Raw genomic sequence first — 21,029 nt, 5'->3', positions numbered from 1 at the left:
TCATGTTTTTTAAATCATATTTGCCCAAACAATATCTGGCCGCAGCCATCGTCGCGTCCCTGTTGCAGGGTGTTGTGACCGCTGCTCCCGTGTTTGCGGAACCGGCCGCGAAGAGTAAAACAACATCGGTGCAGACAGACATGGCTGAGCAGAATACCATTGACCATTCCGCCGAATCCAAACCGATTCAGAATGAATTCCTGAAAGAGGGTGAAGGCATTCCCGGCACTGAGGTTCCCTATCAGAACGAACGAAAGCTTACGTTAAAAGAATGGGGCGAGATTTCGAGACTGGAAAGAGATATCCGGAGACTGCAGCGGAAACGCGAGGAGTTTTTCATAAAACGCGCAAAAGAAAAAGAAGCAAAAGAGAAAGCGTTTGCCAATGCGTTTAAAGGCAGACAGGAATACAGCATCGTGTTTAATCCGGAGGATTATACGACCAAAACAATGGATGCCAACGGCGAAAGTGTGACCTTCCGCGCCTATGAGCATCTTGTGTATGTGAAAAAACCGTACGATCCGGAAAGCCAGATGCTGAGCATTTATATTCCGGAAGCGTACCTGAAAGGCGGAACCGTCAACGGCTTTACCGCAGAAACCGCTCCCATCTTTATGCCGAACGGCGTAGGCGGGTATATGCCGGGAACCATTGCAGAACCCCAGGAAGATTCCCGCTATGGCGGAGCCAATGCCGCGTTATATGCGCTGAGCAACGGGTACGTGGTGGTCTCCCCTGCCATCCGGGGCCGGTCCCTGAAACATAAAAACGGTTATGAAACCGGCAAAGCGCCTGCACTGATTGTGGATTACAAAGCTGCCGTGCGTTTTGTTCGTTTTAACCGCAAGGCCGGACGTATCCCCGCCGGCGATACGGAAAAGATCATCTCCAGCGGCACCAGCGCGGGGGGCGCGTTGTCTGCGCTGTTAGGGGCAACGGGCAATGCAAAAGATTATGAACCCTATCTGAAAGAAATAGGCGCGGCCAAAGAGCGGGACGACATTTTTGCCTCCATGGCCTACTGCCCTGTCACCAATCTAGAAAATGCAGATATGGCCTATGAGTGGATGTTCCATAACGCGAATGCGTATTACAACGCCGGCCCGGCCAGAAGAATGCCGCCTGCAAACAGCAACGCTGCACCCGAAGGCAACGTACAGAACCGTCCGGCCAACGCACCGGCGGAAGCAGTGAAAGCCACACCCATCACGCCGGAACAGAAAGCGATTTCTGCAGAATTAAAAGAAAAATTTACGGAATACCTGAATGGACTGAATTTACGCGATTCCCTGGGCAACCGGCTGAACCTGGTACCGGACGGAAACGGCCTCTTCCGCGAATACATTGAGTCCCTGTACCTGGAAGCAGCCCAGAACGCTATCGACACCGGGGAAGATATCAGCAAAACGCCCTGGCTTACTTTCAGTGAAAAAACGGCAACCCATATGGATTTTGACAAATACATTGCTGCGGTAAAACGTCTGAAAGGTGTTCCCGCTTTTGATGCCTTTGACATGACAACCGGCGAGAATAACGAATTCGGCACTTTCGATATTGCCAATAAACATTTTACACGCTACGCACTGGAACACAGCAAGTTTGTAAAAGTTCCGAAACTGGAAGAAGAAAAAAAGATAGCGGAAGAAAAAGCCCGTCAGTACAACCTGGCATTTCCGGTTGAGAAACGGAAGCTGCGGAAAGCCAATCTGGAAGAACAAATGGAAAAGGAAAAGCTGGACCTTTCCCAGTTCATGGCAGACGGACGGATTATAAAAATGATGAACCCCATGCGCTATATCGGGACCCGTAATGTGCAGACCGCACCGCACTGGCGGATCCGCCACGGCGCACTGGACAGGGACACGGCCCTCGCCATTCCGGCCATGCTGGCGGTCAAGCTGAAGAACAGCGGCAAGAAAGTTGACTTCAAGGTAGCCTGGGGCTACGGCCATGCCGGCGATTACGATCTGCCGGACCTGTTTGCCTGGACAGACCGCATCTGCAAAATCAAAGACAAAGCGGACGCGATTTTAAAAGAAGAACAGATGAAAGCGAAAGCGAAAGCAGAAGCAAAAGAAAAGGAATAAGCAAAAAGAACAGGCAACGCAAAAACGGAACCGATTGCTATTCTATGGACTCATTCGCCTGTGGCTTCGAAACTCGGTGCTTTGCACCTCAAACAGTCGAAGCCACGGGCGTCTCATTTCGTCTCATGGAATAACGCAATCGGTTCCTATGTTTTGCTTATGCCTGTTCTTTTTAATTTTTCATTCTCTTTTGCTTTGAGTTACATCAAAAGCTAATTCACTCAATGTCTTTCTTCAGCGCCGGCGGCGTAATAGGTTCCTTGTCAATGACCCGCACAACCAGCAGCGTGATGGTGCAGACGATCCATTCAAAGTAAATGGGATGCGGCAGAATCCGCACCGACGGGAATATCTGCCAGGCCAAAAGCCCGATAAGCCCTACCAACGTGGTATAGAAGGCTGTGTTGCGGCGGCACAGGTCCGGTGCAAACATGGTAGCCAGAAAAACAAGTGTGAAAGCCGTGGTCAGACTCAGTCCCGTCAGCATCATCTTCACAATGCCCACGGCGTTGAAAGCCATCCACAGGGTCACCAGACCAACCGCGAAAATGATGAAGCGGCTGGCCTTCATGTATTTATCCGGGGTAATGTCCGGATTGAAAAAGCGTTTGTAAATATCCTGCGCGATCAGCGTGCCGGCGCCCAGCAAGATGGTGCAAGCTGTGGAAACGTCCGCCGCCCACAGGGCCGCCAGGGTAATGCCGGAGGAAAACGGATCCAGACTCATGATAATCTGGGGCAATGCCAGCGTGGGATTGATGTCCGGATACTGGGCCTTGGCCGCCATACCCAACACAGCGGAGAAGAAGCCTATGGGGAAAATGATGAGGCCACCCAGGATAAAGCCGTTCCGGGCTGCGCTTTCCGATTTGGAGCTAGTGGCAATCTGCACCGGCGCACCGCTTACAGTCTGGGTCATCATGACGATGATCCAGCCCATCAGCATGGCCATGGTCAGGCCGCCGAAAGGATCCGCCCAATCAAAAGGCATAGGCGGCAGCTTGGCCACGATGCCTGCCATCCCGCCGTCACGGATCAGGATCTTCACCATACAAAAGATGATGCCCAGGTAAATGATCAGCACGCTCAATACACTGGACAGGCCCGAGGACCACATGCCGCCGATGACCGTAATGCCGATAAACACAACGGCGCTGGTAATCATACCCGTCTTCATGGTGAACACGTCGGGCATCAGGGTGGAAAGGATGGAACCGCCCGCCACATACTGCAGCGAAGTGATGCAGGATAAAATGATGGCCAGGCCGATGACGCTGATGATGCGCGCCTTTTTGTCGTAGCAGCGTTCAAACAGTTCCGGCACCGTGGTGCATTCCAGGGTGCGGTACTTGCCCGCCGCCACCAGGCCCATGAAGATGGCGCCGATAGACCAGGCGCCGTTGTACCAGCCGGCAGACAGGCCGATGCGGGTAGCGCTTTCCGCCACGCCTACGGTGGAAGCCGCGCCCACCGCCATACCGGTGACGCTGACGGCGATCAGCAGCGCGCCAAACTTGCGGCCCGCGAACTGATATTCCGTGGCGCTGGCCTCTGCCCTCCTCTTCACATAGAAGGAAATCGCAAACAGCATCGCCACATACAACACAACGATCATCAATTGAATTGACATGATAAAACAACCCCTCTTATTCCGCCAAACTATCTCCGGAGTTTTCTGCAAAACCACGCGGCAGCGCACGACATGAACATCTCCAGGGAAGAAAGCATCGTGCAGGTGGAGAAGTTCTCCCCCGGCAAAGGTAAAACTCTTCGCCAATTCACTCTGCAGCATGTATATACAGGTATTGTATCATAAATATGTAAAAAGAGGAACCGCCAAACTGTGATTTTTTTACCTGACAGGCACAATTGCCAAAAAACATCTTGTAACTTCCTGCCGGTTTGTGCTAAAATTTAGAGTGTGTTAATTGAAAATAACCGGACTTCCCATGCAGGTTCATAAAGTCCGGTTATAGAAAAAAGGAGAAAAGAACATGAAAGAATACAAACCCTTTAAATCCGGAAAAGTCCGGGAGCTGTACGATCTGGGCGACAGCCTGGTCATGGTCTGCACGGACCGTATTTCCGCGTTTGATGTAATTTTGAAAGACCCGGTGCCGGAAAAAGGCGCCGTGCTGAACAAGATGTCCAAGTTCTGGTTTGATTTCACCAAAGACATCGTGCCGAACCATATGCTTTCCATTGACACGAAAGACATGCCGGAATTTTTCCGGACTCCGGAATTTGAAGGCCGCAGCATGAAGACCCAGAAGCTGGAAATGCTGCCCGTTGAGTGCGTGGTCCGCGGGTACATCACCGGCAGCGGCTGGGAAAGCTATAAAAAGGAAGGCAAAATCTGCGGCATCGAATTGCCGGCAGGCCTGAAGGAATGCCAGAAATTACCGGAACCCCTCTTCACTCCTTCCACGAAAGCACCGGTAGGTGAACACGACATGAACATCTCCATGGAAGAAGGCATCGTGTGGGTGGAGAAATTCTTCCCCGGCAAAGGCAAAGAGTACATGGAAAAACTCCGCGACCTGACCCTCACCCTGTACAAAAAATGCGCGGACTATGCGCTGGAGCGCGGCATCATCATCGCCGACACCAAATTTGAATTCGGTCTGGATGAAAAAGGAAACATCGTGCTGGCCGACGAAATGCTGACTCCCGACAACAGCCGCTTCTGGCCCCTGAAGGGTTATGAAGCCGGCAAGTCCCAGCCTTCCTATGACAAACAGTTTGTCCGCGACTACCTGAAAGCCAACAACGCGGAGATCCTGCCCCAGGATATTATTGAAAAGACCATTGCCAAATACAAAGAAGCTTACGAGCTGCTCACCGGCAAGAAGTTCGCGTAAGAACGCTCAGGTGTTGTCCCTCCCTCCCCCGAACCGCATCGCCGACTCACCGGCAAGCAAGCTTGCCGTTCGTCTCGACACGATTCGACGGGGCGAACCCTTCCGGGATAACACCTTCGCTCAACAAATATTAAATTTACAAACAGCTGTACCATCGTGTGTGGTACAGCTGTTAATTATTTAAAGATAAAAAACGCTGCAGCCGGTAAGGCGTAAGCAAAACGTCGTGAGCGTTTGCGTAATTTCATGAGGTGAAATTTGCCGTGGTGGCGAGACTGTCTGAGGTGCGAAGCACCGAGTTTCGAAGCCACAGGCAAATAAGCCCTTGAAATAGCAAACGCTCACGGTTTTGCGACGCCGTACCGGCGCAGCGTTTTTAACTTTGTAAATATTAATGAATCAGCCCGTGCCATTCCTGCAGGGACAGCACTTCGCTGTTTCCGTGCTTGTTCATCTGGTTGATGCCTTCCGCCGCCGCCTTCGCCGCCACCATGGTGGTAATGTAAGTGACCCGGTGCTTGATAGCCCCTTTACGCAGGTAGCTGTCGTCATGGGCTGCCGTCTTGCCGGCCGGCGTGTTCACGATCAGCTGGATTTTACCGTTGATGATCCAGTCCTCAATGTTAGGCTGGCCTTCGTAGATCTTGTTGACCCGTTCCACAGGAATGCCCGCTTCACTGATCAGTTTCGCTGTTCCTTCCGTAGCGATGATTTTGAAGCCGTCTTCATAGAAAGCTCTGGCAACCGGCACCGCTTCCTCTTTATCCCCGTCGCTGATGGAAAGCAACACGGTACCTTGTAAGGGCAGCACCGCTTTGGCGCCTTCCTGTGCCTTGAAGTAGGCTTCGCCCACGGTTTCGGCCAGGCCCAGCACTTCGCCGGTAGAACGCATCTCCGGTCCCAGGATGGGATCTACTTCCGGGAACATATTGAAGGGGAACACAGCTTCTTTTACACCGTAATACGGAATCTTACGTTCTTTCAGTTCCGGCACCGGCGACGGACGCCCGGTCAGGGAATCGGTGATGATATCCGTTGCCAGCGGTACCATACGGATGCCGCAGACTTTGGATACCAGCGGCACGGTACGGGACGCGCGGGGGTTAGCCTCCAGCACGTACACCTTGCCGTCTTCGATGGCGTACTGCATGTTCATGAGGCCTACTACGTTCATCTCTACCGCGATCTTGCGGGTATATTCTTTAATGGTATTCAGGTTTTCTTCGGAAATCTGCCGGCTGGGCAGGATGCAGGCGCTGTCGCCGGAATGGATGCCGGCCAGTTCGATGTGTTCCATGACCGCAGGCACAAAGGCGTCCTTGCCGTCGGAGATGGCGTCCGCCTCACATTCCAGCGCATTGTGCAGGAACCGGTCGATGAGGATGGGCCGGTCCGGCGTTACGCCAATAGCCGCCGCCATGTAGTCTTTCATCTGCTCGTCGTCGTGGACCACTTCCATGCCCCGGCCGCCCAGTACAAAGGACGGGCGCACCATGACCGGATAGCCGATGCTGTGGGCCAGTTCAATAGCCTGTTCCACCGTGCTGGCCATACCGGATTCCGCCATGGGAATGCCCAGCTTGTCCATGACTTTGCGGAACTGGTCCCGGTCTTCCGCCAGGTCGATGACTTCCGGCGTGGTACCCAGAATGTTCACGCCCTCTTCTTTCAGCTTGGCCGCCAGGTTCAGCGGAGTCTGCCCGCCGAACTGGGCGATGACGCCTACCGGTTTTTCCTTATAGTAAATGCTTAACACGTCTTCCAGCGTCAGGGGCTCAAAGTACAGTTTGTCGGAAGTGTCGTAGTCGGTGGATACGGTTTCCGGGTTGCAGTTGACAATGATGGTCTCAAAGCCCAGCTTCTTCAGGGACATGGCCGCATGGACACAGCAGTAGTCGAACTCAATGCCCTGGCCGATGCGGTTGGGGCCGCCGCCCAGGATCATGATCTTCTGTTTGTCGGTCACCGGGTTGTTGTCCGGCGCGTTATAGGTGGAATAGAAATACGCACTATCCTGGGTGCCGCTCACATGGACGCCGTCCCAGGCTTCCACCACGCCGATCTTTTCTCTCGCGTGACGGATATCGTCTTCAGATACGTTCAGGATCTCGCTGAGGTATTTGTCGGAGAAGCCGTCCTTTTTGGCCTGAGCCAGAGCTTCTGCGGGAGGCACCGTGCCTTTGTACTGCAGCAGGGCTTCCTCCTCCTCCACCAGTTCTTTCATCTGTTCCACAAAGTAATGCTTCACCCAGGTGATGTCGAAGATTTCGTCTACCGTAGCGCCTTTGCGCAGGGCTTCGTACATCTGGAAGTAACGTTCGGAGGAAGGTGTGCGCAGCAGGTTCAGCAGTTCTTCTTTGCTGAGTTTATCAAAATTCTTCACATGTCCCAGACCGTAACGTCCCTTTTCCAGAGAACGGATGGCTTTCTGGAACGCTTCCTTGTAATTTTTGCCGATGCTCATGACTTCGCCCACGGCGCGCATCTGGGTGCCCAGTTTGTCATCCACGCCCTTGAACTTTTCAAAGGCCCAGCGGGCGAATTTTACGACAATGTAATCTCCGTCGGGCACGTACTTGTCCAGGGTGCCGTACTTGCCGCAGGGCAGGTCTTTTAAGGTCAGCCCGCTGGCCAGCTTGGCAGATACCAAGGCGATGGGGAAACCGGTGGCCTTGGATGCCAGGGCGGAAGACCGGGAGGTACGGGGATTGATTTCAATGACAATGATACGGCCGTCTTTCGGGTTCCGGGCAAACTGCACGTTAGTGCCGCCGATGACGCCGATATGTTCCACGATTTTATACGCCTGACGCTGCAGCTCCTGCTGCACGTCTTCCGGAATGGTCAGCATGGGCGCGGTACAGAAGGAATCGCCGGTATGCACGCCCACCGGATCCACGTTCTCGATGAAGCAGACCGTGATCATGTTGTTGTCCTTGTCCCGGACCACTTCCAGTTCCAGTTCTTCCCAGCCCAGGATGGATTCTTCCACCAGCACCTGGCCGATGATACTGGCCTGCAGGCCCCGGGCGCAGACGGTTTTCAGTTCTTCTTTATTGTAAACCAGGCCGCCTCCGGCGCCACCCATGGTATAGGCCGGGCGCAGCACCACCGGATAGCCTAACTCGTCGGCAATGGCCAGGGCTTCTTCCACACTGTAGGAAACCTCGCTGCGGGCCATGCCGATGCCCAGCTTGTTCATGGTCTCTTTAAATTCGATGCGGTCTTCGCCCCGTTCGATGGCGTCTACCTGCACGCCGATGACTTTTACACCGTATTTATCCAGCACGCCGGCTTTGTACAGTTCGGCGCACAGGTTCAGGCCGGACTGCCCGCCTAAGTTCGGCAGCAGCGCATCCGGACGTTCTTTCGCGATAATCTGCTCTACCCGCTCCACGTTCAGCGGTTCGATATAGGTTTTATCCGCCATCTCCGGATCCGTCATAATGGTGGCCGGGTTGGAATTCACCAGTACGATCTCATAGCCCAGGCTTCGCAGCGCCTTGCAGGCCTGGGTACCGGAATAGTCAAACTCGCAGGCCTGGCCGATGACGATGGGGCCGGACCCGATGATCATTACTTTATGGATATCTGTTCTCTGTGCCATACTTCTCTCCCCTGTATGAATTTAAAAAACAAAAAACAATTTTGCTCTAACGTTTATTTTACCATATTTACTATTAAAAAATCCAGCGCAAAGAAAAAGTGCGGAAGAATTTCTACCGCACTTTTTAAATAACTAAATGATGGCAATCAGCCGGTCCCGGGCGTCTGTCACTTTCTTATAGGCTTCTGTATAATCCCGGTCTTCCCCGGCCCGCAACGGCTCCACGATTTCACATATGGCGTCGTATAAAGGATCCAGCGCCAGGTTCCCGGCAACGCCTTTTAATGCATGGGCCGCTTCAAAGGCCTCTTTCAGATCCTTTGCTTCCAGCGCCTTGCCTAATTTATCAAAGTTCGCATCATTGACGTTGGCTGTAATCATTTTAAAATAAAAGGCCTCCATGTTGCAGCATCTTGCCAGACCTTCATTGGTTTTCACGCCATACTCTTTTAATGATTCCATTGACAGCATAGTTACACATTCCTTTCTGCAATCCTTGCATTCTTTCTTTTCGCAACAGCAGTAAGCCGGACTCAGCAGTTCTGCTGCAGCAGCTTCTCAAACTCCGCCGCAGGCATGGGCCTGCCAAAATAATAACCCTGGATCATATCGCAGCCGATCGCCTTCAGGTAATCAGCCTGTTCTTTATCTTCCACGCCTTCCGCGATCACGGGTACCTTCATCACTTTGGCAAAATCGATGATCAGCCGTATCATGGCATCCATGATTTCGTCATTGCCCGCATTCCGCTGGAAGAATTTCATATCCATCTTTAATACATTGATAGGCATCCTGGACAGCATGTTCAGCGAAGAATAGCCGCTGCCAAAGTCATCCATCTCAATTTTAAAACCATGATCCCTGAGATTTCTTACCACGGAAAGAATCGTTTCCGTATCGGCAGCACAGACAGATTCTGTAATCTCCAGGGCCAGGTCGCGGAACGTGAGGCCGTGCCGGTCAATGATCTGCTCTATCTCCAGCAGCAGATTGGGTGAATACAGGTCAACACGGGACACATTCACGGAGATGGGGAAAGTGAAAGAATACTTTTCTTTCCATTCCTTCATCTGACGGGCCACTTCTTCCCAGATATACAGGTCCAGCTTGTAAATCAGCCCGTTCTGTTCAAACAGCGGGATAAACTTGCCGGGGGAGATCATCCCGCCTTCCGTCTTGCTCTGCCACCGCACCAGCGCCTCGGCCCCTGCCAGCCGCGGCGTGTCGCCGGTCATATCATACTTGGGCTGGTAGTATGTGATAAATTCGCGCTGCTTCAGGGCATCCTCCATGGCCGAAATGTATTTCTGGGACTCCAGCTGCTGACGGTGGGATACTTCGTCATACACCTCGTACGGATGGGAGTAATTATCTTTTGCCTTCTCGCAGGCAATATGCGCTCTGTCAAACCGTGTCAACACATCGATGGTCTGGTCAGCGTTTTCATAAATCCCGATCCGGAGACGAATGTGGGTATTACCCAATGCCGCATTCACCGCTTCGTTCAATTGCGTTACAAACGCATCATAATCCTTTAGATGATCCTGGTAGATCAGGAATGTATCCGCATTGGGACGGCAGACGAGACCGTTGTTTTTACGTACCATATCCACCAGGATCTCGGCAATTTTAATCAGTACCTTGTCGCCAAACGCTTTGCCGTACAGTCCGTTGATCAGTTTAAACCGGTCGATATCCAAGGCGAGCGCATCTTTTTCCCCTGCAATGTTTCGGTCAAGCTGCTCGCAATACCGGTAGAAAAAGTCCCGGGCATACAGTCCCGTCAGCGCGTCTTTTTCCGCAACTTCAATAAACTCGCTGTCTTCTGCCATTTTGATTGCGTTGGCTACCCTGGCCCGGATGACTTCCGGCATGTCGTACGGCTTGGCGAAAAAGTCACAGGCCCCTTCCTGCAGGCACTGCACCTCTTCCTCTTTGACCCCTGTGGCAACCAGCACCGGAATACGGGACGTAAGCGGGTCCGCTTTCATCGTCTTCAAAAGAGTGCGCCCGTCCATATTCGGCATGTTCAGATCCAGCAAAACAGCAGAAAGGTTCCTGTAGTTTTCCTGTACGAACTTCAGTGCTTCCACGCCATCGACGGCATAGGCAATCTGATACTGGGGTCCCATGATGTTGCCCAGGATCAGCCGGTTAATTTCCTCGTCGTCCACAATCAGGACAAGGCGACGGACATTCCCCACTATGTCTCCGATGCTTGAAAACTTACGTTTATTCCTGCCCATAGCAAATCTCCCTGAGTTCTTTTTTGCTGTCAGCCGGCAGCGTATCACTGTAGTATCAATCCATTAAAAAATGTAAAACAATGGTTCTTACCATGCAACACCGCAAGGCGCATTATCCTTCTTTGCATTTGGTCAGGGCCACGGTTCCGGAGCGTGTGATTTCTACTATTTTTATATGGTTGATGCTGTCCAGGAAAATCTGCGCCCGCTCCGGCGTATCACAGATCTGGATCGTCATCATGTTGTTGCCCATGTCGATGATCGTTGCGTTCATCACCGCACAGTTATCAATGATGTCTCTGCGGTTTTCTCTCGTGTATTTCACTTTGATCAGCATCAGCTCGCGGCAGACCGCTTCTTTTTCATCAAAGGTCTTGACTTTGATTACGTCGATCTTTTTATTCAGCTGTTTTTCGATCTGCTCCTGGGTATGATCGTCCCCCGTGCTGACGATGGTCATATTGGATATCGCCGTATCTTCCGTTTCGCCTACCGCCAGGGAATCAATGTTGAAGCAGCGTCTCCAGAACAAACCGGAAACCTTGCAGAGAACACCGGACTGGTTTTTTACTAATACATTATAAATTCGTTTCATGTCAGGCCACCTCGTTCGGATCTACATCACACTGGAGCAATACAGATTCATCTTTTTCCAGGAACGCTTTGATGGTTTCCTCCATCTTCTTTTCGTCATTCAGGTGCAGGAACTTCATCCCGTAGGCCGCCGCGATGGATTCCAGGTCCGGGCTGCCGGTCAGGTCGATGACGGAGAACCGGTCTTTATAGTTAAAGTGCTGGAACTGCCGTACCAGGCCCAGTACATTGTTGCGAATTACGGCAATCTTCACCGGTACTTTGTACTGGCGCATGGTTCCCAGTTCCATCATGCACATCTGGAAGCCGCCGTCACCGCAAACGGCAACCACCTGCCGTGACGGGTCGCCTACCTTGGCGCCCATGGCCGCCGGTACGGAGTAACCCATGCAGCCCATGCCGCCGGTGGTGAAGAACCGGCCGTCCCGGATGATGCAGTTGGCACAGGACCAGAGCTGGTTCTGTCCCACGTCCGCCACATAGACCGCGTTCTTATCCATGGCGTCGGACAGCGCATGGATAAAGTGTGTCGGGTCCACGGTTCCCGGCGTTATCACCAGATCCGCTTTGGCCTTTTTGGCTTCTTCCGCCTCTTTACGGTAGCCGGCCAGGGTAGCCAGCCATTCTTCCGTTGCCGGACGGATCTCTTCTTTATCCAGATCCATGAACACGTGCTTCAAATCGCCTACCAGCGGAATGGAAGGACCTGCGTTCTTTCCGATTTCTGCCGGGTCTACGTCGATATGGACCAGCACCTTGTTGTCTTCGATTTCATTGGGACGGGCAATGGAACGGTCCGCCACCCGGGCGCCGGCCAGCAGGATCATGTCCGCCTGGTTCATGGCCCGGTTGCCGTAGGCCTGCCCGTTGTTTCCTACCATACCGAAAAACATGGGATGTTCCGTGGGCATGGTTCCCAGGCCCATCATAGTGGAAACCACCGGGATCCGGTGCTTATCCGCAAAGGCACGGATCACATCCGCCGCGCCGCTTAAGTGGGCGCCGCCGCCGGTACAGATCAGGGGGCGTTTGGCCTTTTTCAGTTCCCGTACCACCTTGTCGATCTGTTTCGGATTTCCCTTCACCGTGGGTTTATAGGACGGCATGGAAAGGCTGTCCGGATATTCAAACTTGTTTATTTTCTGATTCTGGATATCAATGGGGAAATCAATCAGCACCGGGCCTTTCCGTCCGGTGTTGGCAATGTGGAACGCTTCTTTCACGACGTAAGGCACATCCTCCGCCTTACGGATGATGTAGCTGTATTTCACAAAGGATTCGCAGGCGCCGGAAATATCCGCTTCCTGGAACACATCGCTGCCCATGAGGCGGCTGTCTACCTGCCCGGTGATGACCACCAGCGGGATGCTGTCCGCGTACGCCGTGGCAATACCGGTGATCACATTGGTGGCGCCGGGGCCGCTGGTAACCGCTACCACGCCCACCTTCCCGGTCAGGCGCGCATAGCCGCTGGCCGCGTGAGCCGCATGCTGTTCGTGGCGCACCAGAATCGTTTTGATGTCCGCGTTCAGAATACTGTCATAAAAAGGACAGATAGCAACGCCCGGATAGCCGAATACATATTCTACGTTTTCCAATTCCAGACACTTTACAATTGCGTCCGCACCATTCATGTTGGTTCCCCCTCGCTTATTTAATATATTATTACATGCTGACTTATCACGGTTTCCAATTTTCCACAATCGGAATGATGACATCATATCTTCTCTGGAAGAAGTTCAGCGTGGAATTCATGCAGCGTTTCCGCAGATTCGCCGTATCGCCGAACCGCTTGTAGAAGTCAGGCATAAGCGGCCCCCACATTTTATCGTAGTAATCCATTTTATCCCTGACTTTATCATAATTAAAGTTCTGCGAACCGATTCTCTTCAGGGAAGACAAAAACATGTCATAGAAGTTTCTGTTTTTCAACGCCGCCGCAAACAACGGGAATTTTTTCCGGATCATGGCGAAATGATCCGTGTTAGCAGAGGTCGATCTTTCATCATAATGCCCCGCGCTGTAATCCAGATCGTGCAGTATGTACTGCCACCGGCCTTCGTTATAGAACTTGTCCCTGGTGCGCCAGATGATATGGTTATGATCCGGTTCACAGTCTGCATTGCCGATGTAAACCTGCAACGCAAAATAATCCGCCATGGACTGTACGTCCACCACATCACAGAACTGACGATAGATGTCCGGATCTGTCAGGTCCTTATCCTTAAAGGCCTTCATCTCTTCATACAGACGCAGGTCTTCCTTTTTGCCTACATCCAGCTCCGCTTCCTTGATAACGATCAGGTTCTTTTCATCCACCCCGTACCGGTCTTTCATCATGTTAGCTGTCGTAATCTCGCACAGTGCATAGGGTCCCCAGTATTCCCCGTTCAAGAATACAACAGCCGGACGGTTCCGTAACACGGTATATTTTCCGCCTTTGGCCAGGTCCTGCAGCATGACGTCCTTAAATTTCGTATACTGGGAGTCGTCGCCGCCGTTCCGCAGGCCGAACCGCTTAAAATCCTCTTCTTTATCTTTATCAAAAAGTGCGAAATGAAGCATTTTCGGTCCGTAAGTATCCCTGAAATACAGCGTAAAGGACTTCTGGTTCTGTCTCCGGGACATGCCGCCCCGGATCCGCAAACCGGCGTCCAGTTCAATGGCCGGTTTTTCGCCGGTCGTATACAGCTGCAGCTGGCAGGGACGTTCCCACTTCTTACCGTGCTGACTGCTGTTCGTTTCGGCCTTCCACCATTCCTGATCCGCGATGATCTTCTTCCCGGCATCTGTCTGCTTCCACGCGTCATATATGGCTCCGGGAGCCATAATGCCGGTTTTGTGATCCAGCAGGTTCACCGGGTCGATGGTAATCGAAATGACCGTGCAGTTCGGGAAACGGTCCGCCAACTTGTCCTGCATCAGGAAGTAGACCATGGTGCGGGGCTCTTTGACCACCGCGCCTTTATCATCCACCAGCGACGCATTCAGCACTACGCCCACCGGCAGTTCATTGCTCTCGTACAGGACAGAATTATAAAACTCCGGGGTCAGCATCAGCTTTTTGTGATCCATAAGGTAACCGGACATCCCGCCGTTCAGTGTAACTTCCACTTCCGCCTTGCCGCTGGCATCCTTAGCCGTCGGCTTCGTCCCGTTTGTCGTAAAAGCGATGGTATATCCCGCCGGTGCTTTCATGCGCACCTTCAGTTCCGGTGTATGATAGACTCCGGATTCCTGTGAAAAGGCGATGCCGTTATCCTGCTTATGCAGTATCTGGGTTTTCACCTGTTGGGGTTTTGTTTCCTGTTTATTCGTTTCACTCTGACAACCAGCCAGAAGGAACAGGCTCGCAGCAAAAAGAATATACAGTGTTTTTTTCAGCCTGAGCTTCCACATAGAAGCATCCTCCTGCGATACATATGTTACCTTATAATATACTACTTTTTTAGGAATTTGAAAAGGTTATATTATATTTCACTGTGTTTTCAATCGTTATGGAACCTGTTCTTCGTGTATCCTCAAACTTTGTATATCTCACAGGCAGGGAACCGGTACGGTGTCAGCGTGACAAGGCTTCCTGTACGATCCGCTCAATGTTCTCCGCGGAAAGAGCGCCCTGGACGCTGCCGATGATATTGCCGTTACGGTCAATCAGATAGGTGGTAGGAATGGCCCGGATGCCGTATGCTTCGAACAGTTTGCCTTTCTTGTCCATCAAAACAGGGTAAGCGTATCCGTTTTTATCCATAAACGCTTTGATGCCGGCTTCATCTTTTTCACCGCCCAGTTTTGGCGCGGCTACGCCTAACACGATTACCGCGTCCTTACCGTCCCGGGGAGAACGTTCATACAGCTTCTGGATATCCTGCATTTCGGCCCGGCAGGGCGGGCACCATGTGGCCCAGAAATTCAGGAAGACGATCTTGCCTTTGTAGTCGGCCAGAGTGTGGGTTTTACCGTATTGGTCTTTTAACGTAAACGGGATCGCAGCGACTGCGTTTTGATCTTTTTGTTCCCCTTGCGTTGCATTTTGGGTTTGCTGTTCGCTTTGGGTTTGCTTATCATTTTGCGCTGCATCCTGCTGTGTATTTTGCGCTGCGTCCTGCTGCGGCGCGGCAGTCCCCACGCCGTCCAGTTTTCCGGTAAACAGCAGCAGCCCCAGCACGATCATCAGTACGCCGCCCGCCTTTACCGTAAAGGCCATAACGCCTTTATGCTTTTTCACTAAATTCAGTACAGTTTCCGAAAACAGACCTAACAAAAGAAACGGAATCACAAATCCCAGTGTGTAAAACAAAATCATCACCATTCCTTTCTCCGGCTCCGCCGCCGCCAAAATCAAAACACTGCTGAGCATGGGGCCCACACAGGGTGTCCAGGCAAAACTGAAAACAAATCCGAAAACAAAAGCCATAGCCGGAGATGCTGTCATCGTTTCAATCCGGAACGGCAGTCTCCGCTCTCTGGCCAGAAACCCCCACCCCCCCAGCAGTCCGGACTGGTACAGACCGAACAGGATCATGAGAATTCCGCCGATACGCGTAATCAGCTTCTGCTGTTTAATTAACGCACTGCCCGCAGCGGAAGCGCCCAGCCCCAACAGGAAAAACGCCGTGCTGATGCCCAGGACAAAAAGCAAGGTATTAAGGAGCACTTTTCCCCGGTCAAAGCGCAGGCTGCCGTCAGTGTTACGCTCCGCCGTACCGCCGGACAGATAGCCGAAGTACACCGGCAGCAACGGCAGCACGCAGGGGGAAAAGAAGCTGAAGAGTCCCTGCAGGAAAACGGCAATAACCGAAATATCAGAAGTTAAAACAGCATTCATGAAAGACCTCAATTCACGTCCCCGGTCACTTCAGTGACCGGACTTTTTTTGCAACTCCAGTCACAGAGCAGTTTCTGAGCCTGCTTTCTGTTATAAATATAGACAGTCTGTTTGTCTTGTCTCACAGTAGCATTTCATACCTGCATCTAATTTCTCTGTTCGGGAAAGCTGCCATTGCGCTGAGCCCCTGTTTCCACACTTTTCCGCAGCAGCCAGCCCGCCGCGGCCAGGCAGAGGAACTGCAGCACCGCCATCCCCTGGGGCGGTATGGAAAAGCCTTTATAAAAGACGCCCGGCAACAGGCAGCCCGCCGCCAGACCGAACATCATGCCCGGATACCGGGGGTTGCACCAGTGTACCAGCCGCAATGTCAACGGCATGGTCATATTAAACGCCAGAACCAGAAGCACCGCTGCCAACAGGCCGGACAGTTGCAACGCAAGAAAACTTAACAGGAAAATAAAAAGGATGCTCTTCGGATACCCTGCCCGGTCGCAGACAATACCGCCCAACGCTTTTCCCGCTGCAAAGACGCAGGGAAAGAGCATCACATACTGACTGGCCGCGCCGCCGCCAAAGCCCCGCAACACAATACAGCCTAACAGCAGAATCAGGCAGAGGCCGGTAAGCCAGCGCCGGGGAACCGTTGTCGAATTACTGTCCAAAGTCTCAGGCGGGCCAAAATCTTCTGCTTCTGTCTGTTGCGTTTTTTGCGATGATAATGCATCTGACACAGTATCTATTGATAAATTCGTAAGTACCGTTTGCACTGCAACAGCTTCCGGAATTTCTGCACGCCACAAACGCTGCGTCACTACAGCGCACAGCACGGCGCAGGCAAACAAAAAGGGATACGGACCCACAATGCAATTCAATCCCAGGGCCAGCCCTATCGCGCCGCTGGAAACAAAAATCCCCAGTTCTTTGTACGTCGTGTAACGCCGCAGCACCAAACTGCCTGCCGCTACATGGAACACGCTGTTGCCGATTCCCAGCAGCAGCGTTTGCGTCTGGATGCCCAGCGCAGACTGCGTACCCAGTCCTAATGTCAGCAGGACAAACAGGAACGCGTACCGTATCCAGTTTTCCTTTTTATCAAAGAGCCAGCCCGTCAGCCACTGGGTGCCAAAGGCAATGGCGTTATACAGGCCGAAATAATAAACTATGGGAGCCAGCAATGGCTCCTGTACGGCATAGGCAGCCATGGCCGCCGCACAGATGCCGTCCACCAGAAAATGCAATACCGTAAAGATTGCTAACAAACTCTGCCTCGCTTACATACCGACTCAAAAACAGGAAATGTTTTGAAAAACACGTTTCCAAAAATCGCGGAGCCATTACAGGAATCAATCCATTTGCACAATGTCAGAGTCCTGTTCATTCATTCAGTATCTGCTTTCCGTCGACCATTGTCAATTCATAAACACGATCCAGTGATTCAACTTTCCTGTCCGGTCCATACACTTTGGGACCGTAGCGGGTTTCCTGGAATCGGTACAGTCGAAAATCCACAGCCATCAGGAATTTTACTTTTTCCTTGTCCTTCGGAAGCGGTATTAAGAATTCGCGGCTGTCCGTTTCCTTCTTTACGTCAGGAACGGGAAACCATCCTGCTTTCTCCAGCATTTTCATGGCCGTGGTTCCTTCTTCTTCCACAAGCACACGGAACCCCCACTGGCAGGGACCGGGCAGGGTCACCTTCAGCAAATAGGTTCTGTCCTTTCCTGGGACCTGGGTCAGGGTAAAATCCGGTTCGCGCTGTCTGTACACCTGTGTAACCGGTTGTTCCAAATCCGGACGGTGCGGTCTCCGGTACGGATTTCCCGGATCGATTACATCCGCATGGGCTGTGGGAAAGAAAGATAACAGTGACAGGACGACAGTCAGTAAACCTACTAATGCACGCATGGCTTTCCTCCTTACTTTTATCCGTTATCACAACACGCTGTCATGTTTGTTCATCAAAGCTCTCTGTCATTTTCATTATAATTTGTGATTGTGCCAAAATTGTGTATGAAATTCAGAATCACGCTTTATCATTCTGCTGTAAGCTTACTGCGCTTCCCGTTTCAGAATATCCGCCAGCACTTCGATGCCTGCGCAGATATCTTCTGTCTTTGCGAATTCTTCCGGGTTGTGGCTGATGCCGCCCTTACAGGGGATGAATAGCATGGTAGTCGGACAGATGGCCGGCATGTGCATGGCATCGTGACCGGCGCCGCTGTTCATGTGAAGGAATGATTTCTTCTGTTCTGTACAGATCGCTTCCGACTGGGCCGCCAGTTTTTCATCCAGCGCCACCGGTGTGTCAGAGGTCAGCATTTCTTCTTTGATTTCCACGCCGTCGGTCCGGGCTGTACCCTGAACCGCCTGCCGGATCTCTTTCAGGGTGCGCTGGATGCTTTCCGTATTCACGCCCCGCACATCTACCCACAGCGTCACCTTGCCCGGCACTACGTTAATGGAACCGGGATCCACTTCTACGATACCCACCGTACCTACCGTTCCGTTATCTTTTTCGTTGATTGCCGCCGTCTCCACTGCCAGCACCAGCTTGGCTGCGCTGACCAGCGCATCCTTCCGGAACCCCATGGGCGTTGCGCCGGAATGGTCGGCCATGCCGGTAATGTGCAGCTTGAACCGGGTGGGCGCCGCTATATTATGGACGATACCGATCTGGTTGCCGGTTTCCTCCAGTACCTTGCCCTGTTCAATGTGCATTTCTGCAAAGCACTTATAGGCTCCCGGCTTTAACAACGCCTTTTCGTATGCATCCAGATTACCGCCCCACTCTTTCACGGCTTCCTTAAAGGTAATGTCGTCTTTGCGGCAGGCATTGGCGAACTTTTCCGGCTTTGCCTTTCCCGTGATCAGTTTGCTGCCAATGGTAGCAAAACCGAAACGGCTGGACTCTTCCGCCCGAAAGACGATCACTTCAATACTGCGCCGCAGCGTTTCATCCGCCAGCATGTGCAGTGCTTCCAATGCGCCCACAACCCCGCACATCCCATCATAGGCGCCGCCGTGGATCACCGTGTCCAAATGGGAACCGCAGGCTACCGGGGGAATGTTCGGATCCAATCCCGGACGGCGCAGGAATAGATTTCCCAGCACATCCTCCCGCACTTCCAGGTTCAGGTACTCAATCTGTTTCAGCAGCCACATCTGGGCCGCTTTGTCCGTGCTGGTATAGGCCAGACGGGTAATGCCCGCTTCAGTTTTCCCGAATTTGGCAAGGCCGCCGATGAGCTCTTCTACACGATTTTTGTTTACAGGTAACATACTCTTTCTCCTAAAGGAGACGCTGATTCAATGAGTTTGTGTAATCAGCGTTTCCTTACACTTAAGCGCTGTACTTCACAGCCAGTTCCGTCAGGGTCGCCGCTGCTTTCCACAGCACTTCCTCATCAAAGTCGAAGTGACTGTTGTGGTGCCCTGCCGCAATGGGTGTTCCGTACATCATGTACGCCGCTTTGCCGCCGCGCTTCTGCACCCTATCCATAAAATACGTGCAGTCTTCGCTGCCTCCCATGTCCACATAGGTCAGCACATGGGCGTAGCCGCACTTTTCTTTTACCAGCGCCGCAATTTCTTCCGCCAGTTCCTTATCGTAAACGCTGGCCGGCGCGCCCCCCGCTAACGAGATGTCTACTTTCACATCATACAGATCCGCAGCAGCCTGCAGCATACGGCGAGCCTCTTTCACCATGAACTCATTGATTTCCGTGTTGCCGCCCCGGGTCTCTATTTTCATGGACGCGATATCGGGCACTACGTTCCGCCCGGTTCCCGCATTCAGCACGCCGACGTTGATACGGCTGGAGCCCTGGCTGTGCCGGGAGATCGTACTTAAACTGATGGCTGCCTGAGCCGCCGCCAGCAAGGCATTCTTCCCTTCTTCCGGCGCCGCTCCCGCATGGGCGGAAACGCCGTGGAACTCCGCATCCAGTTTTGTGGTGGCCAGGAAACCGTCCGTCATAGTGACCAGTGTGTCCGCCTGGGTACACTTGAAGCCGATGTGCCCGCCGAACAGGTAATCCACGTCGTCCACTACACCGGCATCCACCATGGCCAGCGCGCCCCGCACGCCTTCCTCCGCAGGCTGGAAGATCAGTTTGATCCGTCCGTGCAGTTTATCCATGTTTTCTTTCAGAAGTTTCGCTACAGCCAGGCCGATGGTCACATGCCCGTCGTGCCCGCAGGCATGCATGGCTTTTGTATGGGTAGAACAAAAACCTTCGGCCGCCGGGCGATGTCCTTCGCCTTTATCTTCTTCCACATCGTTGCAGTCCATGTCAAAGCGGAACGCAACGGTCTTACCGGGTCTTCCCGTATCCAGAATGCCAACCACGCCGGTCTTGCCGCCGGCCATCTTTTCCACCAGCGCCAGGTCTGCCCCTTCGGTAACGGCACGTTTCATATACCGTTCCAGCTCTGCAGCGGTGGGACGGCCCATCATGGACGCTTCCGCAACCACTTCAGCGCCAAAATGCACTTCATAGCCCAGCGCCTCCAATTCTTTAATGATCAGGGAAGCCGTACGGAATTCCGTCCAGCCTGTTTCAGGGTGGCTGTGCAGGTTACGCCGCCGGGCCACCAGTTCTTCTTTTAAGTTTTCTGCCTGTTTCCAAATTGTTTCCATAGTCACCATTCTTTCCTTATCCTTTACCGTTTCATCTTGGGAGACGCTGATTAAATGAGTTTGTACGATGACCGAGAGCTTTTTGCGACTGACAAGGAAATGGCCCGAAGGCGCAGCCGTAGCTGCGTTGAGGGACATTGACGCAGTCAGTCACAAAAAGCACC

The 21,029-nt window shown here is 52.6% G+C and carries 14 protein-coding genes; 2 read left to right on the top strand and 12 right to left on the bottom strand.

Translation table 11 applies throughout. The features are described from left to right. The first annotated feature begins 2 nt into the window (after positions 1-2). Positions 3-2,087 (top strand): subtype B tannase, encoded by a 2,085-nt coding sequence (locus tag QZV31_RS11715; protein WP_295360822.1) that lies wholly within the window; start codon positions 3-5, stop codon positions 2,085-2,087. Between the two features lie 217 nt (positions 2,088-2,304). Here QZV31_RS11715 and QZV31_RS11710 read toward each other — a convergent pair whose 3' ends face one another. After that, complete coding sequence (locus QZV31_RS11710) at positions 2,305-3,717, bottom strand: sodium:solute symporter family protein (RefSeq protein ID WP_295360819.1); 1,413 nt, start codon at positions 3,715-3,717, stop codon at positions 2,305-2,307. Between the two features lie 364 nt (positions 3,718-4,081). Here QZV31_RS11710 and QZV31_RS11705 point away from each other — a divergent pair, with 364 nt between their 5' ends. Beyond that, positions 4,082-4,948, top strand: a complete 867-nt coding sequence (locus QZV31_RS11705) for a phosphoribosylaminoimidazolesuccinocarboxamide synthase (RefSeq protein ID WP_295360817.1) — start codon at positions 4,082-4,084, stop codon at positions 4,946-4,948. A 391-nt stretch (positions 4,949-5,339) separates the two neighbouring features. Here the strand turns inward: QZV31_RS11705 and carB are convergent, their stop codons facing one another. The 11 genes from carB to QZV31_RS11650 all read right to left on the bottom strand — a co-directional run bounded on the left by carB (position 5,340) and on the right by QZV31_RS11650 (position 20,865). Continuing rightward, positions 5,340-8,555 carry a carbamoyl-phosphate synthase large subunit gene (carB, locus tag QZV31_RS11700; protein WP_295360815.1) on the bottom strand — a complete coding sequence of 1,072 codons (3,216 nt, stop codon included), beginning with the start codon at positions 8,553-8,555 and terminating at the stop codon, positions 5,340-5,342. Positions 8,556-8,687: 132 nt separating this feature from the next. After that, positions 8,688-9,026 (bottom strand): Hpt domain-containing protein, encoded by a 339-nt coding sequence (locus tag QZV31_RS11695; protein WP_295360813.1) that lies wholly within the window; start codon positions 9,024-9,026, stop codon positions 8,688-8,690. Positions 9,027-9,088: 62 nt separating this feature from the next. Next, positions 9,089-10,801, bottom strand: a complete 1,713-nt coding sequence (locus tag QZV31_RS11690; protein ID WP_295360811.1) for an EAL domain-containing response regulator — start codon at positions 10,799-10,801, stop codon at positions 9,089-9,091. Between the two features lie 112 nt (positions 10,802-10,913). Further along, positions 10,914-11,396 carry an acetolactate synthase small subunit gene (ilvN, locus tag QZV31_RS11685; RefSeq protein WP_295360809.1) on the bottom strand — a complete coding sequence of 161 codons (483 nt, stop codon included), beginning with the start codon at positions 11,394-11,396 and terminating at the stop codon, positions 10,914-10,916. Between the two features lies 1 nt (position 11,397). Continuing rightward, positions 11,398-13,029 carry a biosynthetic-type acetolactate synthase large subunit gene (gene ilvB, locus QZV31_RS11680; RefSeq protein ID WP_295360807.1) on the bottom strand — a complete coding sequence of 544 codons (1,632 nt, stop codon included), beginning with the start codon at positions 13,027-13,029 and terminating at the stop codon, positions 11,398-11,400. Positions 13,030-13,075: 46 nt separating this feature from the next. Beyond that, positions 13,076-14,794 (bottom strand): CotH kinase family protein, encoded by a 1,719-nt coding sequence (locus QZV31_RS11675; RefSeq protein WP_295360805.1) that lies wholly within the window; start codon positions 14,792-14,794, stop codon positions 13,076-13,078. Between the two features lie 163 nt (positions 14,795-14,957). Further along, a complete protein-coding gene (locus QZV31_RS11670; RefSeq protein ID WP_295360803.1) occupies positions 14,958-16,223 on the bottom strand; it encodes a cytochrome c biogenesis protein CcdA in 1,266 nt (421 codons plus the stop codon). A gap of 146 nt (positions 16,224-16,369) precedes the next feature. After that, positions 16,370-17,485, bottom strand: coding sequence for a hypothetical protein (locus QZV31_RS11665; RefSeq protein WP_295360801.1), 1,116 nt, complete (start codon positions 17,483-17,485; stop codon positions 16,370-16,372). Positions 17,486-17,600: 115 nt separating this feature from the next. After that, on the bottom strand, positions 17,601-18,131 hold the full coding sequence (locus QZV31_RS11660; protein WP_295360799.1) for a hypothetical protein: 531 nt from the start codon (positions 18,129-18,131) through the stop codon (positions 17,601-17,603). Between the two features lie 144 nt (positions 18,132-18,275). Further along, on the bottom strand, positions 18,276-19,505 hold the full coding sequence (locus QZV31_RS11655) for a M20 family metallo-hydrolase (protein ID WP_295360797.1): 1,230 nt from the start codon (positions 19,503-19,505) through the stop codon (positions 18,276-18,278). A gap of 61 nt (positions 19,506-19,566) precedes the next feature. Then, positions 19,567-20,865, bottom strand: coding sequence for an amidohydrolase (locus QZV31_RS11650; RefSeq protein WP_295360795.1), 1,299 nt, complete (start codon positions 20,863-20,865; stop codon positions 19,567-19,569). Between the last annotated feature and the right edge of the window lie 164 nt (positions 20,866-21,029).

Origin of the sequence: uncultured Succiniclasticum sp. (assembly GCF_902793885.1) — a bacterium.
Classification (GTDB): Bacteria; Bacillota; Negativicutes; order Acidaminococcales; family Acidaminococcaceae; genus Succiniclasticum.
The sequence above is the reverse complement of the archived record's forward strand: the minus strand, read 5'-3'. Positions and strand labels throughout refer to the sequence as shown.

Coding starts and splice junctions, on each gene's coding strand:
- QZV31_RS11715 (WP_295360822.1), top strand. CDS start 3: ATGTTTTTTAAATCATATTTGCCCAAACAATATCTGGCCGCAGCCATC.
- QZV31_RS11710 (WP_295360819.1), bottom strand. CDS start 3,717: ATGTCAATTCAATTGATGATCGTTGTGTTGTATGTGGCGATGCTGTTT.
- QZV31_RS11705 (WP_295360817.1), top strand. CDS start 4,082: ATGAAAGAATACAAACCCTTTAAATCCGGAAAAGTCCGGGAGCTGTAC.
- carB (WP_295360815.1), bottom strand. CDS start 8,555: ATGGCACAGAGAACAGATATCCATAAAGTAATGATCATCGGGTCCGGC.
- QZV31_RS11695 (WP_295360813.1), bottom strand. CDS start 9,026: ATGCTGTCAATGGAATCATTAAAAGAGTATGGCGTGAAAACCAATGAA.
- QZV31_RS11690 (WP_295360811.1), bottom strand. CDS start 10,801: ATGGGCAGGAATAAACGTAAGTTTTCAAGCATCGGAGACATAGTGGGG.
- ilvN (WP_295360809.1), bottom strand. CDS start 11,396: ATGAAACGAATTTATAATGTATTAGTAAAAAACCAGTCCGGTGTTCTC.
- ilvB (WP_295360807.1), bottom strand. CDS start 13,029: ATGAATGGTGCGGACGCAATTGTAAAGTGTCTGGAATTGGAAAACGTA.
- QZV31_RS11675 (WP_295360805.1), bottom strand. CDS start 14,794: ATGTGGAAGCTCAGGCTGAAAAAAACACTGTATATTCTTTTTGCTGCG.
- QZV31_RS11670 (WP_295360803.1), bottom strand. CDS start 16,223: ATGAATGCTGTTTTAACTTCTGATATTTCGGTTATTGCCGTTTTCCTG.
- QZV31_RS11660 (WP_295360799.1), bottom strand. CDS start 18,131: ATGCGTGCATTAGTAGGTTTACTGACTGTCGTCCTGTCACTGTTATCT.
- QZV31_RS11655 (WP_295360797.1), bottom strand. CDS start 19,505: ATGTTACCTGTAAACAAAAATCGTGTAGAAGAGCTCATCGGCGGCCTT.
- QZV31_RS11650 (WP_295360795.1), bottom strand. CDS start 20,865: ATGGAAACAATTTGGAAACAGGCAGAAAACTTAAAAGAAGAACTGGTG.